Source organism: Bradyrhizobium zhanjiangense (genome assembly GCF_004114935.1).
GTDB classification, from domain to species: Bacteria; Pseudomonadota; Alphaproteobacteria; order Rhizobiales; family Xanthobacteraceae; genus Bradyrhizobium; species Bradyrhizobium zhanjiangense.
On record NZ_CP022221.1, the window covers coordinates 2820977 to 2839288 of the forward strand.

An 18312-nucleotide genomic window follows, 5' to 3' on the forward strand; every position below is an offset into this window, starting at 1 on the left:
GAGCCACGCAACAGGACCCGGTCAGTTGGTTAATGGCAGATTAACACAGTGTCCGGCCAGCGCCGTGAGTTCGCCAAAGCGCCCAGTCGACGGCCGCGTAGCGCAGCGTTAGTCACGGCGGCCAACCTACAACCTGACGCAGTGTGCGGTTCAAGCGATTTTATCGGGCAAGCCAAACAATATTGCACTGGAGAAGGCGTGTTCTGCCGCGATAGTGCCGGGCGTCGCCTGTTTGCAGGGCAAGCGCTCCAAACCTCACCTGCGACGTCACCACGCTCGCCACTCGCCAAGTCTTCGCAACCAATCGCCGTCTCTGGCAGCTTCGCCCCAGAGACGTTGAAGTGACGAAAGCGGCCGAGCATGTCGAAGGATTATTAGCGTATTTGGAACGTGCCGGGAGCGGCTTATGGTTCTAGCAGCGCCTGCGAGTTGGAGGCTCCTGAGGCCCAGATGCCATGTTGGATGCTTCCTCCAGCAATATCCGACGCATCCAAATGCTCGCCGGGTCGGTATTGTGGAACGCAGGCCACTGAACAGCCTCGGTGAATGTGGGCAGGGGGAGCGGTGGTTCGACGATCCGCAGTGGCATCCGCTTTTCAAAGTGTCTGGCGAGCCGTAATGGCATCGTGCCGATACGGCCCGTGTCCAACAATATAGGCGGAATCAGGCTAAAGCCCTGCACAACGACCTCAATGCGTCTCTTGAGGCCGTGCTCAAGCAAAAACCATTCTTCTAGGTTTGGTCTCAGCGCCCGTCCGAACTTAGCCGTAACGTGCCCCATCGAAATGTATTTCTCGAACGTAAGCTGCCGCGATAGCTGCTTGTTCGCGCGGCATCCCACGCACACCAGGGTCTCGTCAAACAGCGTCGCCTTGGGGTGCGCGCTCGACATGAACAATTCCGGCAGAATGAGAAAGTCAACCTCGCCCCGGCGGAGCAGCTCATCGGGTTCATCGGAAAATGGCAGCAATTCGAAGCGTACCGCGGGGGCTTCGTGTGCGATACGGTCCACGATTCTCCGAAAGAAGACGATGGTCATGAAATCGGAGAGAATGACCCTGAAGCGTCGGCTCGACTGAGTCGGGTCGAACGCGTCCCGTGATATGATCGAGAGTTGGATATGCAGCAGGGCCTCGCGAGTCGGACCTGCAAGCGCCTCCGCGCCAGGTGTCGGGACGAGCTCGCGACCTCTCATGGTAAATAGTTCATCGCGGAAATAGGTGCGCAGCCGCGCGATCGCCGCGCTCATAGCTGGCTGGCTCAGATTGATCTTGCGCGCCGCCGCCGTGAGGTTGCGCTCCGTCATCAGAGCATCGAGCGCAACGAGAAGATTTAGATCAAGTCCCTTGAACCGCATGTTGTGAGTCTATCCATCGTGTGGATGTGTTCTATCGAAACAATCGATTTTACCAAATTGCGGGATGTTGGATAGCAAACATCAGTTTGGAAAAGTAATCAGGCACATCACGATGGCTGCTGGTCGTTCGCGGGCTCAGAGAAAAACTCCTGGACGTGCGAGCACCCGCCGCATCCGTTGCGAGGCCGGCTTTGGGCGTGCGGTGCGAGCCGCGCCGCTTCTTCTCGGTGCGAAGCGCGCTCGATCGGGCGCCAAGCGGATCCCGATAAACGTTCGTATGCGTATTCCATCCGTTTCCATATCGGAGGTTTACCCGCGTACACTTGAGAGCGCGTTCAACCTCATTCTAGGGTCGCGACATAGCGGCAGCCGCAGATTGCGGATGCCAAGTAGTTCCGGCGACTGTCCAAATGGCTCGCCTGTCCACCGCATTCAGGGCGTGTCGAAGATGCATAAGAACCAGTTTGATCTGATGCCACTCCGATACGCCATCGATGAGGCTCTTCGCATCGATAGCCTGCCCTCAGACGTCAAAACGTCGATAGCGATGCTGGACGAGGCGGAAAAGCTCCATGGTGCAGACAGGTTCTGGGTAGTCCAATCGCCTCGTCGGCATCTTCCGGCATATCTCGCGCTGGGCATTGGTCTGATGACGAGCGCGAACTGTGCGATCGCTCGTCGAAGGCGCACGGCACGGTGCAAGCGAGGGGTGCCGAGCTCCGACGGGGCATGGCAGCGCAGTTCAGTATTGATCAGCGGTTCGCCGAGTAGCGAGTTCACGTGACCATCTCCGCTCTTAATTCCACTGGCGCGAGGAAGCCCGCCATGAATATTGCCGTATCCCCGACTGCGGAAGCTCCTTCTGCGCGCGCTCGAGTGCAGTGGACCCGTCGCTGGGAAAGCGAATTGCAGCTCACCGATCATGCCGAACTCGCCGAGTTTTTCCGGAAGAGTTACGGGCCGACCGGTGCGTTCAATGCGCAGCCATTTGAGGGCAACCGAAGTTGGGCCGGGGCGAGGCCTGAGGTCCGCATTATCGGTTACGACGCGCACGGGGTAGCTGCTCATGTCGGTCTACTACGCCGCTTCATCAAGGTTGGTAGCGTCGATCTACTCGTTGCCGAACTGGGGTTGTATGCGGTGCGTCCGGATCTCGAAGGGCTGGGAATCACCCACGCAATGCGCGTGACGTATCCGATACTGCATGAGCTCGGGGTTCCATTCGGCTTTGGTACGGTTCGGCCTGCGCTTCAGAAACATATGACCCGACTGGTCGAAAGGCAGGGGCTCGCCACCCTCATGTCTGGCATTCGCGTCCGCTCCACGCATCCGGATGTCTATCCCAATTTGTCGCCGACCCGCATCGAAGACGTGATCGTGGTGGTTTTCCCGGTTGGACGCTCGATAAGCGAGTGGCCGGCCGGGACGATCATCGATCGGAATGGGCCTGAGTTGTGAAAGAGCATCTCCCCCTATCTGCTGTCCGTTGCGACTACGCTGACGTGGCCGGAAGTCGCCCCGTCTATTTGACCTTTGATGACGGGCCAAATCCATTTTGCACGCCAGAGGTGCTCGATGTGCTGGCGCAACATGGGATTCCGGCGACGTTCTTCGTGATCGGCACGTACGCGGCCGAACAACCTGAACTCATTCGACGAATGATCGCGGAAGGGCACGAGGTTGCGAACCACACGATGACGCATCCGGATCTATCCAGATGCGGACCAGCGGAGGTACGCGATGAAGTTCTGATGGGAAACGAGGCGATTCGTTCAGCGTGCCCGCAGGCCTTACCCAGGCACATGCGAGCTCCTTACGGCATGTGGACACAAGAGGTGCTCGCTGTGTCAGCGAGCGCTGGTCTCACAGCTGTGCACTGGTCGATAGATCCGAGAGATTGGTCCCGTCCCGGGGTTGATAGAATTGTGAATTCAGTACTGGCGAGCGTTCGCCCGGGTGCAATTGTGCTCCTGCACGACGGATATCCTCCTGATGAGGAGCGACCGTGCACTGATGCCACGCTGCGTGATCAGACCACGGCGGCTCTGTCACATCTGATCCCGGCACTACAACGGCGCGGGTTTGTAATCCGTCCACTCCCTCAACTTCACTGAACAAAAACTGACACCCTATGGACCTGCTCGCTACAACCAGTGCTGTCGCTGTTTCGTCTTATGCGCTGCTCTCGACGATCTACAAGAGCGCGCAAGCGCTTTATGCCCAACCGGCGATTGACTCATCCATGCAGGACAACCTGGGCCGATCGGAGGTGGACCTTCCCAGTGTAGACGTCATCGTGCCGTGCTTCAACGAGGATCCAATCACGCTGGCCGAATGTCTGGAGTCGCTTGCGAGTCAAGACTACACCGGAAAGCTACAGGTCTATGTGGTCGACGACGGATCTGCAAATCGCGATCTTGTCGCGCCTGTACACAAAATCTATGCGAACGATCCGAGGTTCAGCATCATCTTGCTGGCAAACAACGTTGGAAAACGCAAAGCGCAGATCGCTGCGATACGCAGCTCATCCGGTGACCTGGTCCTCAACGTCGACTCGGATACGATACTTGCCGCTGACGTTGTCACGAAGCTGGTATTGAAGATGCATGACCCGCAAATCGGTGCGGCCATGGGTCAGTTGATAGCGAGCAATCGCAGCCAAACCTGGCTGACCAGGCTGATCGATATGGAATACTGGTTGGCGTGCAACGAAGAGCGCGCGGCGCAGGCGCGTTTCGGTGCGGTCATGTGCTGCTGCGGCCCATGTGCCATGTATCGTCGCTCCGCGCTCGCCTTGCTTCTTGATCAATACGAAACGCAATTCTTTCGTGGGAAACCGAGCGATTTCGGCGAGGATCGCCATCTAACGATCCTGATGCTCAAGGCGGGGTTTCGAACCGAATACGTCTCGGACGCGATCGCAGCAACAGTCGTCCCGGATCGCCTTGGGCCATATCTACGTCAGCAACTCCGCTGGGCCCGCAGTACCTTCCGGGACACGTTCCTCGCATTGCGCCTGCTGCCAGAGCTCGATGGCTATCTGACGCTAGACGTTATCGGGCAAAATCTCGGCCCGTTGCTTCTCGCCCTTTCATCACTGGCTGCGCTCGCGCAGCTCCTAATCGCAGGCTCTGTACCCTGGTGGACGGGATTGACGATTGCAGCAATGACAATGGTCCGGTGCAGTGTGGCAGCCATTCGTGCTCGCGAGCTGCGGTTTCTCGGCTTCTCGCTCCACACACCGATCAATATCTTTCTCTTACTTCCTTTGAAGGCCTATGCGCTTTGTACATTGAGCAACAGCGATTGGCTATCGCGCAAGGTCGCCAACGTGCCGGTCGACGGGGAAAAGCAATCTGTCATCCTGCACCCGAACGCTGGACGAAGTGCTGCAAGTAAATGGGGAATGTCTAGTACAAGTCGTAAGGCAAGGGTTTCCCAGTGTTCATCGAGCCTGACGGCAACAGAGAGTGTTTGCGGTAGTGATCGTTCGACTGCCTGCAAGTAGGTAATTGGCTCATGATCCAGGACGCAAACCATCAGCTATTAGAGCGAGAGCTGGCTGTCGACGATCCATGGCGTCTCGACAGTAGTTCCTTCGAGCAGGAGCGATACGCGCAAATGCTCCGGATGTCGCGTTGCAACGGAGATGTTTCGTGTGCCCTCGAAGTCGGATGCGCAGCCGGTGCATTCACGGACATGCTGGCTCCGCTATGCGAACGGCTCACCGTTGTCGATGTCATGCCGCAGGCGCTCGAGCGAGCGCGACTACGGACCAGGAAGTGGTCACATATCACGTGGGTGACCTGCGACATTCAGCGGTTCTCGACCACTGAACAGTTCGATTTGATCGTCGTGGCTGAGGTTCTTTACTACCTCAAGGACATTGTCGAGATGCATGCGGCTATCCGCAACCTGGTGAGTATGCTTGCGCCAAATGGAGCTCTGATTTTCGGGTCCGCACGTGATGCCACATGTCAACGATGGGGGCATGCTGCTGGTGCCGAAACGGTGATCGCTCTCTTCAACGAGAGCCTATCGGAGGTCGAACGTCTGCACTGCCACACCGAGTCGGTCAACGAAGACTGCTTGATCGTCCGGTTCCGGAAGCCGGGTCACTCATCCGAACAATCAAACGTCGGCCACTAGCCAGGGGATCGTATGCGCATCTGCGGCATCAAGTTAACACATGACGGGGCAATTGCTGTCGTCGAGGACGGACGGCTTGTCTTTTGCACCGAGCAAGAAAAGCGCGGCAACGGTCCACGCTACCAATCCGTCGAGAATCTCGATGCAGTCGCGCTCGCCTTGGCGGAGCACGGCCTGGATCCGCGGGATATCGATCAGTTCGTCATCGACGGCTGGGATGGGGAGATTGAGTCGCAGTTCCAGGTCCTAAGTGGAGCTGTGCCGATCGCGCTGAAGGGGGCGCCATATGTCGAGCGCCATGCTGAGGGCCTTCTTGATTCCGTCGACGGCTTTGGCCTGATCCTCGGAGGCAAGGTGTTTCCATATAAGAGCTACCCGCACGTCACAGGCCACGTCGCGTCAGCATATAGCACCAGTCCCTTTGCCGACGCGGGAAAACCCGCGTTCTGTCTGGTATGGGACGGCTGCATCTTTCCACGTCTTTACTATGTCGAACCTCGGGGGGCGCGGCTCATTGCATCCCTGTTTCCGATGATCGGACATGCCTATGCTGCCGCGGGCCTTCACTTCGGCCCATACAGGCAGCCGAACCGCTCCAGTTGGGATTTGGGCATCGCCGGCAAGCTGATGGCTTACATCGCGCTTGGCTCTGTCGACGAAAGCATCGTCGCAGTGTTTCAGGAGCTCTATGAAAAGCGCTTCGCCGCCGACACGGAGCAGGCTCGTCGCTACCGCGCCGAGATCAACAATGCGGAAGCGTCTCTTGCAGCTATGCACGACTTCTTCGAGGCAAGCGCTTTGCGCCTGACGGCCAAGCGAGCGGAGGACGTCCTTGCGTCGTTTCATGTGTTCGTGGAACATCTTCTTGTCAAGGAAATGGCGATGGTTCTGCTGCAACACTCGTCGCTTCCGGGAGCGCGAAATCTATGTATCGCCGGAGGCTGCGGTCTCAATATCAAGTGGAACAGCGCGCTTCGTGCGACTGGATTGTTCGATGATGTTTGGGTGCCGCCGTTTCCGAATGACAGCGGCTCGGCAATCGGCGCTGCTTGCGGCGCGATGGCGGCGCAAAATGGCTTCGGGCCATTGGAATGGTCAGTCTACAGTGGTCCGGCCCTGCAGGACAGCGAGCTTCCGCCGGATTGGGAGGCGGCGCCGTGCAGTCTGCGTGAACTTGCGGCGATTCTCGCGGACGACAAGCCGGTCATCTTCCTTTCCGGGCGCGCCGAACTTGGGCCGCGGGCGTTGGGCGGCAGAAGCATTCTTGCAGCCCCGACCTCCCCGGCAATGAAGGATCATCTCAACGACATCAAGCGTCGCGAGCACTTCCGACCGGTGGCGCCGATCTGTCTGGAGGATCGGGCGCCGGAGATTTTCAGCCCAGGTACGCCAGATCCCTACATGCTGTTCGATCACCAAACCCGCGCGGAATGGCGCGACAAGGTCCCCGCTGTCGTCCATCTCGACGGTTCGGCGCGGCTGCAGACAATCTCCCGCAACTCTCCGCACAAAATCGCCGAGCTTCTCGTCGAATTTGAAAAACTTACCGGCATTCCGCTGCTCTGCAATACGAGTGCTAACCTCCACGGGCGGGGATTCTTCCCGGATGCTGCCGCGGCCTGCCACTGGGGACGCGTTGAGCATGTGTGGTGCGACGGCCTGCTCTGGACCAAAACGGTGGTAAGGGAGCCATTGTCGGACGAACGACTTCTCTCAGCCTAAGAGTGACCATGTCCACCGTAGCAATCGACCTTGCCGGCGTGAGAAAATCATTTGGCGACAAGATCATCGTCAATGAGCTGTCGTTCTCGGTCGCGCGCGGAGAATGCTTTGGCCTTCTCGGGCCGAATGGAGCCGGCAAGAGCACGATCGCGCGCATGCTGCTTGGCATGATCTCGCCGGACGGAGGAAAGATTACGGTGCTCAATGAGCCTGTGCCTGCACGCGCTCGTGTCGCACGTGTGCGTATCGGCGTGGTGCCGCAATTCGATAACCTTGAACTCGAGTTCACCGTACGAGAGAATTTGCTGGTGTTTGGCCGCTACTTCGGCATGGGCACTCGCAAGATCGAGGCGGTCGCCCCCTCGCTGCTCGAGTTTGCACGCCTCGAGAGCAAAGCGGACACGCGCGTTGCCGAGCTGTCCGGTGGCATGAAACGGCGGCTGACGCTGGCGCGTGCGCTAATCAATGACCCGCATTTGCTCGTGATGGATGAGCCGACGACTGGTTTGGATCCGCACGCCCGCCACCTGATTTGGGAACGTCTGCGAGTTCTGCTGGCGCGGGGCAAGACGATTCTCTTGACCACTCACTTCATGGAAGAGGCCGAACGCTTGTGCGATCGGCTGTGTGTCCTCGAGGGCGGACGCAAGATCGCCGAAGGCAAGCCAGACGACCTGATCGATGAGCATATTGGCTGCAACGTGATCGAAATCTATGGGGGTGATCCACATCAGCTCTGCGAGCTGATCAGGCCCTATGCGCGGCGCGTCGAAGTGAGTGGAGAGACGCTCTTTTGTTATGCGCCATATCCGGAGCAGGTGCGCGAGCAACTGCGTGGGCATGCGGGCCTTCGTATTCTGCAGCGCCCCCCCAATCTCGAAGATGTGTTTTTGCGGCTGACCGGGCGCGAGATGGAGAAGTGAGCGATGGGTGAAAGTTATGCGGCGGTGATGCCCGCTAACGCGTACAACTGGATCGCGGTATGGCGTCGGAACTTCCTCGCATGGAAGAAAGTCGCACTTGCATCGATTCTCGGCAACCTCGCAGATCCTCTAACCAATCTGTTTGGCCTCGGCTTTGGCCTTGGACTGATCCTGGGGCGCATTGAGGGGACGTCGTACATCGCGTTCCTGGCGGCAGGCATGGTCGCGACCAGCGCCATGACGTCGGCGACCTTTGAAACCATGTATGCAGCCTTTGCACGCATGGACGCCAAGCGCACCTGGGAAGCAATTCTCTCTACTCAGCTCACGCTTGGCGATATCGTTCTGGGTGAACTGGTGTGGGCGGCCAGTAAGTCCGTTCTGGCCGGAACAGCGATCGGGATCGTCGCCGCCGCGCTCGGTTATGCATCATGGCCATCCATTCTCTATGCGATGCCAACAATCGCCCTTACTGGCCTTGTCTTCGCCAGCCTGGCGATGGTCGTCATATCCCTTGCGCCTAGTTACGATTACTTCGTGTTTTACCAGACACTTGTCCTCACTCCTATGGTGTTTCTGTGTGGCGTGGTCTTTCCGACAAGCCAACTGCCCGACTCATTTCGGCACTTCGTCGGCTTATTGCCGCTCGCACATGCGGTCGACCTTATTCGCCCAGCGATGCTTGAGCGCGGTGCCGACAGTGCTGCCCTGCACGTAGGTGCGCTCTGCGTTTACGCGGTTTTGCCCTTTTTCGCGTCGACAGCACTATTTCGGCGCCGCCTGCTGCGTTGACGTGAGTTGAGCAAAACGGAGAAAGTCAAATCGATGCAGTTCACGATGCTTCTGCGGTAGCTCGGGAGTGACCTCGTCTATTAGAGCAGCTTCTGCAATGGCCTTAAGAGGCCGCGGTCGAGCCAGTTCGACGGCCGATCGGTGTCGGACGCCAGCAGCCTTGCTTCCGAGCGCCTGTCGCTAGGCGCCGAGATGGACCTTAGTTGTGTTGTGCTGTCTGGCCCGCGCACCCGGCGGGGCGTGACTGTACAGATTAGATCGGTGGGGCGGCAGTTAGCCTTCCCGTCAGGATCAAATGGAGAACGGGATGTTGTGCCTGGGGCTGAGTGGCGGTCTGGACAGAATCTATGAAAGCTCTCCGGAGCTGCCGAATACATTTCTTCACGATGGCGCTGCGGTTCTTGTGCAGGATGGCCGCGTAATTGCTGCTGTCGAAGAGGAGCGCCTCAACCGCGTCAAGCACTCCAACAAGTTCCCGAGCAATTCGATCAGATACTGCCTTTCTACCGCAGGAGTCTCGCTCGGCGAGATCGACCATATCGCGTTCTACGCGACTGAAGCCTACTGCAAAACCATGCTCGAGCGTCTTTCTGTTTCTCAGCCCGTTCCGTTGGACCCCAAACTGTTGCTGCGGCTGCTGCTGGCTCGGGAGGTCGGGGCCGAGATCGATCCGTCCCGGCTTTCCTTCGTGAACCACCACGAAGCGCATGCCGTGAGCGCGTTTGCCATGTCCGGGTTCGAGCAAAGTCTCGTTTTTGCGATCGACGGCGGAGGCGATTTTCTCTCGGGCCTATTGGCGGTGGGGTCTGGTACCGAAATTGCGCGACTTGTTAGCTTCCCGGAACATAACTCCCTGGGGCTGTTCTATCTCGAGACGATCCGATATCTCGGCTACGGGTTGTTCGACGAGTACAAAGTGATGGGGCTTGCACCGTATGGTGATCCCGCTCGCTATCGCTCGCTCTTCGCGCAGTTCTACGAATTGTTGGACAACGGTGGCTATCGCGTTCACCTGGATCGAATCGGTCCGGCCCTGGTCGGCAACATCCAGGTTCGGCGAAAAGGAATGCCATTCACCCAACAACATCGAGATGTCAGCGCTTCGATGCAGGAAGCGCTGGAGCGGATCGTGTTCCACATCCTGCGGCACTATCGCGAAGCGACGGGCATGACACGCTTGTGCCTGGCTGGGGGGGTAGCCCATAATTGCACGCTGAACGGTAAGCTGCTTTATTCCGGGCTATTTGACGACATCTTTGTTCAACCCGCGGCGCACGACGCCGGTTGCGCACTCGGCGCTGCGTTGATGGTATCAAGCGAGCTGGGGAGGCCAGCGCCGCGCGAGCGACTGCCGGACGTTTATTGGGGACCCGATCTCGGGAGCGAGCAAGCCGTAGAGCATGAGCTCAACGCATGGTCAGGCCACCTCGACATTCAACGAAGTGATGACATAGCATCCAGTGCGGCAGACTGGATGGCAAATGGCGCTGTAATCGGCTGGGTTCAGGGCCGGTCTGAGTTCGGCCCACGTGCGCTTGGTAACCGCAGCATTCTTGCGGACCCGCGGCCTGCGGAAAACAAGGACCGCATCAACGCGATGGTCAAGAAGCGCGAGGGCTATCGCCCCTTTGCGCCATCTGTACTGGAGGAGGATGCGAGCGAGTTCTTTGAGCTGCCGGACGGCACGCGGCAGCTCCCCTTCATGAACTTCGTGGTTCGTGTGCGTGAAGCCAAGCGTCACGTGCTCGGTGCGATCACCCACGTTGATGGGACCGCTCGGCTGCAGACAGTATCGCGAAGGACAAACCCCACCTATTGGGATGTAATTAGTGCGTTCAAGAAGCGAACGGGCATTCCGATTCTTCTAAATACCTCGTTTAACAACAACGCCGAGCCGATCGTGCAGTCCGTGTCAGATGCGATCACCACGTTCTTGACGACTGACCTGGACGGACTTGTTGTTGGCCCCTTCCTCGTCAGGAAGCGGCCAGCATCACTGCAGGATTGGAGTGCACTGGGCGTGTCATTGCCGCCGTATGCATCCCTTCATCGTGTTCGCTCCTACACAGCGCCAGATCGCCAGGAAACGGTCTGCGAGATCCGCACGGGACATTCCGCCCACCATAGTATGCGTATCTCACATGAGCTTTTCGAGATCTTGATGCGGATCGAGGGCGAGGCGTCGCTCAGCTGTCTTTTCGACGCAACCATGCTGGACCAGGCCAAGCGTGAAGATCTCGTGAAGGAATTGCGGCTCGTGTGGGAGGTGCGGGGCGTTCGCCTGCATCCTCCGCGCGCTCCGGGGCACAATAAAGTGCAAAGCGAAACATAGCCCGAACTCATGAGCAATGGCCATGGCTATACCTGCATGTGAGGGGGCCAGGCCATCCAACGCAGAGGGTGGCATCGGGCATCCGCCTGAAATCGGGTACGTCGACGCAACACCGCTGAAGAAAATACGCAAACTGTTGAAAGAACGCGGCTCACCAGGGAAAGCGCTGCTATGAAGTTCTACCGACGCAGCTCGCCGGCACCGCGATTTCAGGCCATGGCCTCGGACGAGATGATACGTGAGATGTCTGCGATGACGTCTGTTGTCCAACCAGGAGCCCGGGAAGAGGAAATGCAGATGCTTAGCGGTTCGAGGAATGACCGGTTCGTAGTTTCCCGGCGACGTACAGGGTTCGGCGATTGCCTGTGGTCATTGGCGGCAGCCTGGCGTTTTGCAAAGCAGACGGGACGGACGCTAGCCATTGATTGGCGGGGATCTTGTTATCTCGATGAGCCATTCACGAATGCCTTTCCAGTTTTCTTCGAACCGGTTCAAGACATTGCTGGCGTGCGGGTGATTTGCGGTGACGAGATCAGCCAGTGTTCATTTCCGGGACCATTCTTCCCGGCATGGTGGAACAAGCCATCCATCGATTGCGTCTATCGCCCGGACGAGCAGATTTTCCGGGAACGCGACGAACTCGATCAACTGTTCCAAAGTCAGAAAGATAGTGACGCTAACACGGTTGTGTGTGACGCCTGCCTGATGTGGCGCTGCGATCAGGAGGCCGAACGAGAAATCTTTCGGAGCATCAAGCCACGACCTGAAATTCAGGCTCGGATTGATGCTGTCTACCGCGAGCACTTTGAATCGTACAGCGTAATCGGCATCCATGTCCGGCATGGCAACGGCGAGGATATTATGGGGCATGCTCCCTACTGGGCTGACCCGGAGCGCGCCTTGCGACAGGTCCGTATTGCCATTGATAAGGCCAGGGGGTTACCCCACGCAAAACCCGTGAGGGCTTTCCTGTGCACGGACAGCGCGCTCGTCCTTGAGAAGGTTTCGACTATATTCCCTGATATTTTCACGATCCCAAAACGATTCCAGGCGCCTCAGGCCGGCCCATTGCACAACGCGGCACTCGGAGCCGAGGGCGGCTTTTCCGCCCTCATCGAAATGTATCTCCTTGCGCGCTGCGACACCGTGATCCGTTTTCCCCCGACGAGCGCCTTCACGCGTTATGCGCGTCTCGTTGCCCCACGCGTTATAGAATTCGATTTGAATGATCCGAGCCGATTGATCTTGATTGAAGAAAAATCGAAAGATCTCGTAGCTTCATGAAAGTCGTAGCTCGATTGATCGATCTGATTGCCGCTCTTTGCATACAGCAGTACTGGCAGTTCTTTTCGGGGCGGCAATTGCCTGTCCAAGGGGATGCGCTGCCGCGAACTTCCAGCGGAGAACAGAACGATGCGGCGGCCGAATGCCTTCCGCAGAAGCTCGACGTCGACAACAATGGCGTCAACGTGCTGCGGCCGCGTTAAACAAGTGGAAGACGTCTTCGTCTTCGCCTCGGACGGACCCGCAAGTCGAAGCTAATCGGTGGTCGATCGCGGACGAGCATATCAAAAGGGGCGCCGTTCAGCCGGCGAGTTTCGTCGTGGCGGTCGGGCGCTCGCAGGTGCGGACAGGCGCTCTCGAGATCCACTATTTTGGGGAAACATTCAGCACGCCAGATCGTGGTCCGCAATCAATCCGCCCGGCGACGTACCAGTGTTGGACACAGCAGAGCAGGGCACGATGATGTCAGCATCAGTTGCTGCCGAATCTAACGTACGAACTGGTAACGTCAGTTTTCGAGTTGACGCGGCTACTGGCCGTGGCCGCTATCCTGACCTATCGTTGCTTCGACGAGAGGCGCTGGCCTCCGCTGGCCTTTCCGCTGGGCAATCAGGAGATAACGTGCGGCTTGCAACCTGGTCTTGACGCAGGCGAGTGTGCTCGTGACATTACGTAGCTGATGCACCATCACTGTCACAAAGCAAACGCACCGTGTATTGAAACCGCCAAGCATTCCGCGTGCGCGACATTAGGACGCAAAACGGAAGCGGATTTACCTGCATCGCGGTGGCCCAAATCCTGCTACGCGTGCGGCGCGCAACAGGAGAGGAGGCGGGCGTGGGTCTCGATCTGCCAAATGACGATCTGATCACAGGCTCGCTGCCCGAAACACTTTTGGGTTGCCCCTTTCACGCCGATAAAGCCCGCGTTCATGGCGGAGAACAGAAGGCGATGTTGCTCACCGGAGCATCGCGCGGAATTGGTCATGCCACTGCCAAGCTGTTCTCGGAGGCGGGCTGGCGCATCATTTCTTGCGCGCGTCAACCGTTCGACGGCGAGCGATGTCCCTGGCACGCAGGGGACGAAGATCATGTCCAGATCGACCTCAGCAATCATCGAATGCTGCCGCGCGCGATCACTGAGGTCAAGAAGCGCTTGGCCGGTGCACCTTTGCACGCGCTAGTGAACAATGCCGGTGTCTCGCCGAAAACGCCCGCTGGCGATCGGATGACGTCGTTGACGACGTCAACCGAGACCTGGATGAGGGTGTTCCATCTCAATTTGGTGGCCCCGATCGTGCTGGCGCAGGGTTTGTTTGACGAGCTAAGAGCCGCGTCAGGATCGATCGTGAACGTGACTTCGATCGCGGGATCGCGGGTGCACCCGTTTGCCGGCAGTGCCTATGCGACGTCGAAAGCTGCGCTTGCGAGCCTCACACGCGAAATGGCGCACGACTATGCGCCGCATGGCATTCGTGTGAATGCGATCGCGCCCGGCGAAATCAGGACGGACATGTTATCGCCCGACACAGAAGCGCGTCTCGTGCCAAGTATCCCGCTGCGCAGAGTGGGAACCCCGGATGAAGTGGCCAAGGTCATCTTCTTCCTGTGCTCGGATGCGGCGAGCTATGTCACGGGGGCCGAGGTGCCGGTTAATGGTGGGCAACATCTGTGAATCGGCCCGCCCTGGCGACACAGCTGACTTGAGCGGCAGCAGCGGCACTCATCTTCTCCGCTGACGATGCGCAGCAATCCGCAAAAATGAATGAAGGCACACTGTAAGTTTATCGTCGTGCCATGAAAAGGTGTCACGGTTCTATGTCATCTCGTCAACACTTGGCGTTAGATCGAGAGTGACATGCAAAACGAAGCTCGCCAACCAGGACAAGGCACCAGGGAGGATGATCAAGACAACGGAGGCCGCCTCATGCTGGATATCCCTTCCTCACGCGAAAGACCTGCCTCGCAACCTGAACCGGAGGGTAAGCTCTCGGGGGAGCCGTTGCGTGAGAGCGCGCTCACCGGCATCTTCGAAATATCGAAAATTCTTACCGCTCCTTGTCGGCTCGAAGTCACGTTGGCCAACGTTGTTGGTCTTTTGCAATCGTTTGTGCAGATGCGACACGGCATCGTCTCACTGTTCGACGAGGACGGCATGCCGGACATTACAGTGGGCGCCGGCTGGAACGAAGGCAGCGACGAACGTTACCGGATGCGACTGCCGCGGAACGCAATCGACCAGATCATCGCGACCGACAGGCCTCTTGTCGCCGAGAACGTGGTCGCCGAGCCGGTATTCAGCGCTGCCGACCGGGAAGTGCTCGGCGCCTCCGATAATATGCCAGTGTCGTTCATCGGGGTTCCCATTCGCATCGATCGGAAGGTCGTGGGTACGCTGACGGTCGACCGCATCCGGGACGATAGGTCGAGTCTCCCGCTCGAGTACGATGCGCGACTGCTCGCCATGATCGCCAACCTGGTGGGACAAACAGTGAAGTTACACCGCTTGTTCGCCTGCGACCGCGAACGACTGATGGCGGAGAAGGACCGGCTACAAAAGGAAGTATTAGAGCTCAGGCAACCCTCTCGGGAGCGCAAGAAGCTGCACGCCCATGGGATCATTGGCGATAGTCCGGCGCTGCGCGGGCTGCTCGAGAAGATTGCGGTTGTAGCCAGATCGAACAGCACAGTTCTGCTGCGTGGCGAATCCGGCACCGGAAAGGAACTCGTTGCCAAGGCCATTCACGAATCATCGTCCCGCGCCAAGCGCCCGTTCGTTAAGCTGAATTGCGCGGCGCTTCCTGAGACCGTCCTGGAATCCGAATTATTTGGTCATGAGAAAGGCGCCTTTACCGGTGCGTTCAGCTCGCGCAAGGGACGCTTCGAACTTGCTGACAAAGGAACGCTTTTTCTTGACGAGATCGGCGAGATCTCAGCTCCGTTCCAGGCGAAGTTGCTGCGCGTTTTGCAAGAGCAAGAGTTCGAGCGCGTCGGCAGCAACCAGACTATTAAGGTCGATGTTCGAGTGATAGCTGCGACCAACAGGAACCTTGAAGAGGCTGTCGCCAGGAGCGAGTTCCGGGCGGACCTTTACTATCGCATCAGCGTAGTTCCCTTACTGTTGCCACCGCTACGCGAAAGACGCAGTGATATTCCTCCGCTTGCCAGGGAGTTCCTCAGAAATTTCAATAACGAGAACGGTCGTACTCTGACGTTGGAGGCGAGTGCGATCGATGTACTGATGAACTGCGGCTTTCCGGGAAATGTCCGCGAACTCGAAAACTGCATCGAGCGGACAGCGACGCTGTGCGCCGGATCATCGATCGTGAGAAGTGACTTTGCATGCTGCCACGGCCAGTGCCTTTCCGCGATGCTGTGGAAAAGCACGCCGGACGAGAGAAAAGAGCAGCCCGCACCCATGCCGCCGGTGCCGGCAAAGGCCATCATTCCGCTAGCTGAAGCGACCCAGCCGGTCCAGTCTGTCGACGGCGAACTGGCCTCACTGGGGCCTCCCGGCACAGTTCTCGTTAGTGGCGCGAAGATGGCCGATCGCGAACGGGTCATTGCGGCCATGGAAAAATCTGGCTGGGTGCAGGCAAAAGCAGCGCGCCTGCTCGGACTAACGCCGCGCCAGATCGGCTACGCGCTGAGGAAATATGGAATCGAGATAAAGCGGTTCTGAACGACGACATCGGCCAGAACTGCTAGTGCCAAATAGCTATATGAGGACGATCTCCGATAGGCAATCTCATCGCAATCTGAAGGGAATGGGCCCCCCCTCGGCGGCAACTTGGCTCCGAGCGAAACCACCGCTCGTGGGACGGCTGTCGAAAGGCGGGCTCACGTGGTTCGGTGAGAGATGGACTTGCGTGCCATGACATATCGAGCGTCACCTGCGGGCCATCCAATCGCGAATCGTCGGTTGCTCACCTCTAACAAGCTATGATGCCTATCCATCGATCAAGCTCGGACTAGAGCATGATACGGAAAAGTGTGAAGCGGTGTTCCGAAAAGATCATGCTCAAACAAAGGATCTAAAGCGCGATGACGATGCATCTTAATCTCATCGCGCTTTAGTGAGCGGCAATGCCCAATGAACGTCAACCGGTCCGCCGCCCGCTGGTGATTAGCGGCGGTAATCTGTCGCAAGCTGGCCTCACTCAGCTGGCGCGCCCCGCGGAACAGCGCTGTCGCAGCCCTGACTTATGTTGGCATTGTTCGTCGGGAAGAGCGAGCTAGAGGGACGCATCACCCGGTCTAAGCCTGAGCGATGGCAAGCCGATTCCAACGGGGCGGGTGATGGTACAACACTTGCTCTGCTCTTCGCAGCTGTCGCAACTTTTGGAGCAACACCGTGCACAATGTCGTCTGCATCAAACAGGTTCCGGACTCGGCGCAGATCCGCGTGCACCCCGTGACTAATACAATCATGCGTCAGGGAGTGCCGACCATCATCAACCCATATGACCTCTTCGCGCTCGAGGCCGCGCTGGAGCTGCGCGATCGGTTCGGCGGCAAAATTACCGTGCTTACAATGGGACCGCCATCGGCGGAAGATTCTTTGCGAAAGGCGCTGACTTATGGCGCCGATCGCGCCGTCCTACTCACCGATCGCTGCTTTGCGGGCTCCGACACCCTGGCAACAACGTATGCACTTGCAACAGCCATCCGAAAAATTGATAAGGAATATGGCCCGACAAACCTCATCTTCACGGGAAAGCAGACCATCGACGGCGATACGGCGCAAGTTGGGCCCGGCATCGCAAAGCGGCTGGGCGTACTGCAGCTAACTTACGTTGCGAAGGTCAGATCCTTAGATCTCGCCAACCATACAATTGAAGCGGAACGACGCTCCGAAGGTGGTGTCCAGGTGCTGCACACGAGGCTGCCCTGTCTCATCACCATGCTGGAGGCAACGAATCAGATTCGGCGCGGCGCGATGGCGGATGCCTTGCGTGCCGCGCGTGCCCAAATCGTGAAATGGAGCGCGCACGATGCCGGCATCGAAGACGTCTCCAAATGCGGCCTCAAGGGATCGCCGACCGTCGTCAAGCGAGTGTTCGCTCCCTCTGCGCGGGCTGAGAAGGCGGCGCTGGTTGAGGCCGCCGAGCAACCGGCGCAAGCGCTGATAGACGCGATTTTCAAGCGTCAACCGAAGCTCGAAGCTGATCTTGCAGCACTCGTCCGCGAGGCTTGATCTGGAGAGTCGGGCAACGACAGATCGAAACGGTCTAAGGATGTACCAACGCCAAGAGGCACCCGTGTCAAGTGAGCGCGGAAGATGTAGCTAGGCATCTCAGCCCGCAACCAGCGCATTCTGGGTGCATGGCGTTCTTTATTGCTCGCGATCACCTGGGACCGCATGTTCCGTAGACCACGTTATGGCCTCGATCGATGTCCGGAGTTGGACGCGATTGTCAGGCGGATCGACAAAGGGCTGCGCATGCGTCCAGATCCCACTGCATGGTCGTGTTCGACGGCCTTGAGGCGACTGTTTCGCGCGTAGTTGTCACGAGCGAAGACGGATTACGTCCGCGACCCGGGATCACCATACTAGCGCCCGAACGCCCAAAGCACTGTCGCGCTGTTGAGGGCGGGAAGCCGACCTATGTGGCACCTTTGGACCAATCTCCGCGATTCAACAGCCTATACCCATTGTGAGTGGCGGCTGGCTCTTCGCCCGTTTGGTTTTTGACGGCCGTGCAAGCGCTGTCAGGTTCAATACTCTTTCAATGAGAGATCGGTCGCTAGCGT

General features: G+C 58.3%; 14 protein-coding genes. 13 read left to right on the forward strand and 1 reads right to left on the reverse strand.

The features are described from left to right. Positions 1–412 precede the first annotated feature (412 nt). Entirely contained in the window at positions 413–1357 is a 945-nt protein-coding gene (nodD1, locus tag XH85_RS13120) for a transcriptional regulator NodD1 (RefSeq protein WP_128932141.1), read from the reverse strand. Positions 1358–2182: 825 nt separating this feature from the next. Between nodD1 and XH85_RS13130 the strand changes: the two genes are divergently transcribed. The 13 genes from XH85_RS13130 (at position 2183) to XH85_RS13190 (ending at position 17755) form a co-directional block, all read left to right on the forward strand. Next, positions 2183–2815, forward strand: a complete 633-nt coding sequence (locus XH85_RS13130) for a NodA family N-acyltransferase (RefSeq protein WP_128932142.1) — start codon at positions 2183–2185, stop codon at positions 2813–2815. Further along, complete coding sequence (gene nodB, locus XH85_RS13135; protein WP_128932143.1) at positions 2812–3471, forward strand: chitooligosaccharide deacetylase NodB; 660 nt, start codon at positions 2812–2814, stop codon at positions 3469–3471. The genes XH85_RS13130 and nodB overlap by 4 nt, the downstream gene beginning before the upstream one ends. Positions 3472–3488: 17 nt before the next feature. Beyond that, positions 3489–4865 carry a chitooligosaccharide synthase NodC gene (nodC, locus tag XH85_RS13140; RefSeq protein WP_128932144.1) on the forward strand — a complete coding sequence of 459 codons (1377 nt, stop codon included), beginning with the start codon at positions 3489–3491 and terminating at the stop codon, positions 4863–4865. A gap of 11 nt (positions 4866–4876) precedes the next feature. After that, complete coding sequence (gene nodS / locus XH85_RS13145; RefSeq protein WP_128932145.1) at positions 4877–5506, forward strand: nodulation methyltransferase NodS; 630 nt, start codon at positions 4877–4879, stop codon at positions 5504–5506. A gap of 12 nt (positions 5507–5518) precedes the next feature. Beyond that, entirely contained in the window at positions 5519–7228 is a 1710-nt protein-coding gene (nodU, locus tag XH85_RS13150) for a nodulation protein NodU (RefSeq protein WP_128932146.1), read from the forward strand. A 2-nt stretch (positions 7229–7230) separates the two neighbouring features. Beyond that, positions 7231–8151 (forward strand): nodulation factor ABC transporter ATP-binding protein NodI, encoded by a 921-nt coding sequence (gene nodI / locus XH85_RS13155; RefSeq protein WP_206732819.1) that lies wholly within the window; start codon positions 7231–7233, stop codon positions 8149–8151. Between the two features lie 3 nt (positions 8152–8154). Beyond that, complete coding sequence (locus XH85_RS13160) at positions 8155–8943, forward strand: ABC transporter permease (protein WP_128932148.1); 789 nt, start codon at positions 8155–8157, stop codon at positions 8941–8943. Positions 8944–9250: 307 nt separating this feature from the next. After that, positions 9251–11275 (forward strand): carbamoyltransferase family protein, encoded by a 2025-nt coding sequence (locus XH85_RS13165; protein ID WP_164940922.1) that lies wholly within the window; start codon positions 9251–9253, stop codon positions 11273–11275. Positions 11276–11446: 171 nt separating this feature from the next. Next, on the forward strand, positions 11447–12559 hold the full coding sequence (locus tag XH85_RS13170) for a nodulation protein NodZ (protein ID WP_128932150.1): 1113 nt from the start codon (positions 11447–11449) through the stop codon (positions 12557–12559). Positions 12560–12573: 14 nt separating this feature from the next. Further along, positions 12574–12762 (forward strand): hypothetical protein, encoded by a 189-nt coding sequence (locus tag XH85_RS13175; RefSeq protein WP_128932151.1) that lies wholly within the window; start codon positions 12574–12576, stop codon positions 12760–12762. 634 nt (positions 12763–13396) lie between these two features. Beyond that, complete coding sequence (locus XH85_RS13180) at positions 13397–14233, forward strand: SDR family NAD(P)-dependent oxidoreductase (RefSeq protein WP_128932152.1); 837 nt, start codon at positions 13397–13399, stop codon at positions 14231–14233. A gap of 252 nt (positions 14234–14485) precedes the next feature. After that, entirely contained in the window at positions 14486–16240 is a 1755-nt protein-coding gene (gene nifA / locus XH85_RS13185) for a nif-specific transcriptional activator NifA (protein WP_420837908.1), read from the forward strand. Positions 16241–16912: 672 nt separating this feature from the next. Beyond that, positions 16913–17755 carry an electron transfer flavoprotein subunit beta/FixA family protein gene (locus XH85_RS13190; protein ID WP_128932154.1) on the forward strand — a complete coding sequence of 281 codons (843 nt, stop codon included), beginning with the start codon at positions 16913–16915 and terminating at the stop codon, positions 17753–17755. Positions 17756–18312: the final 557 nt, after the last annotated feature.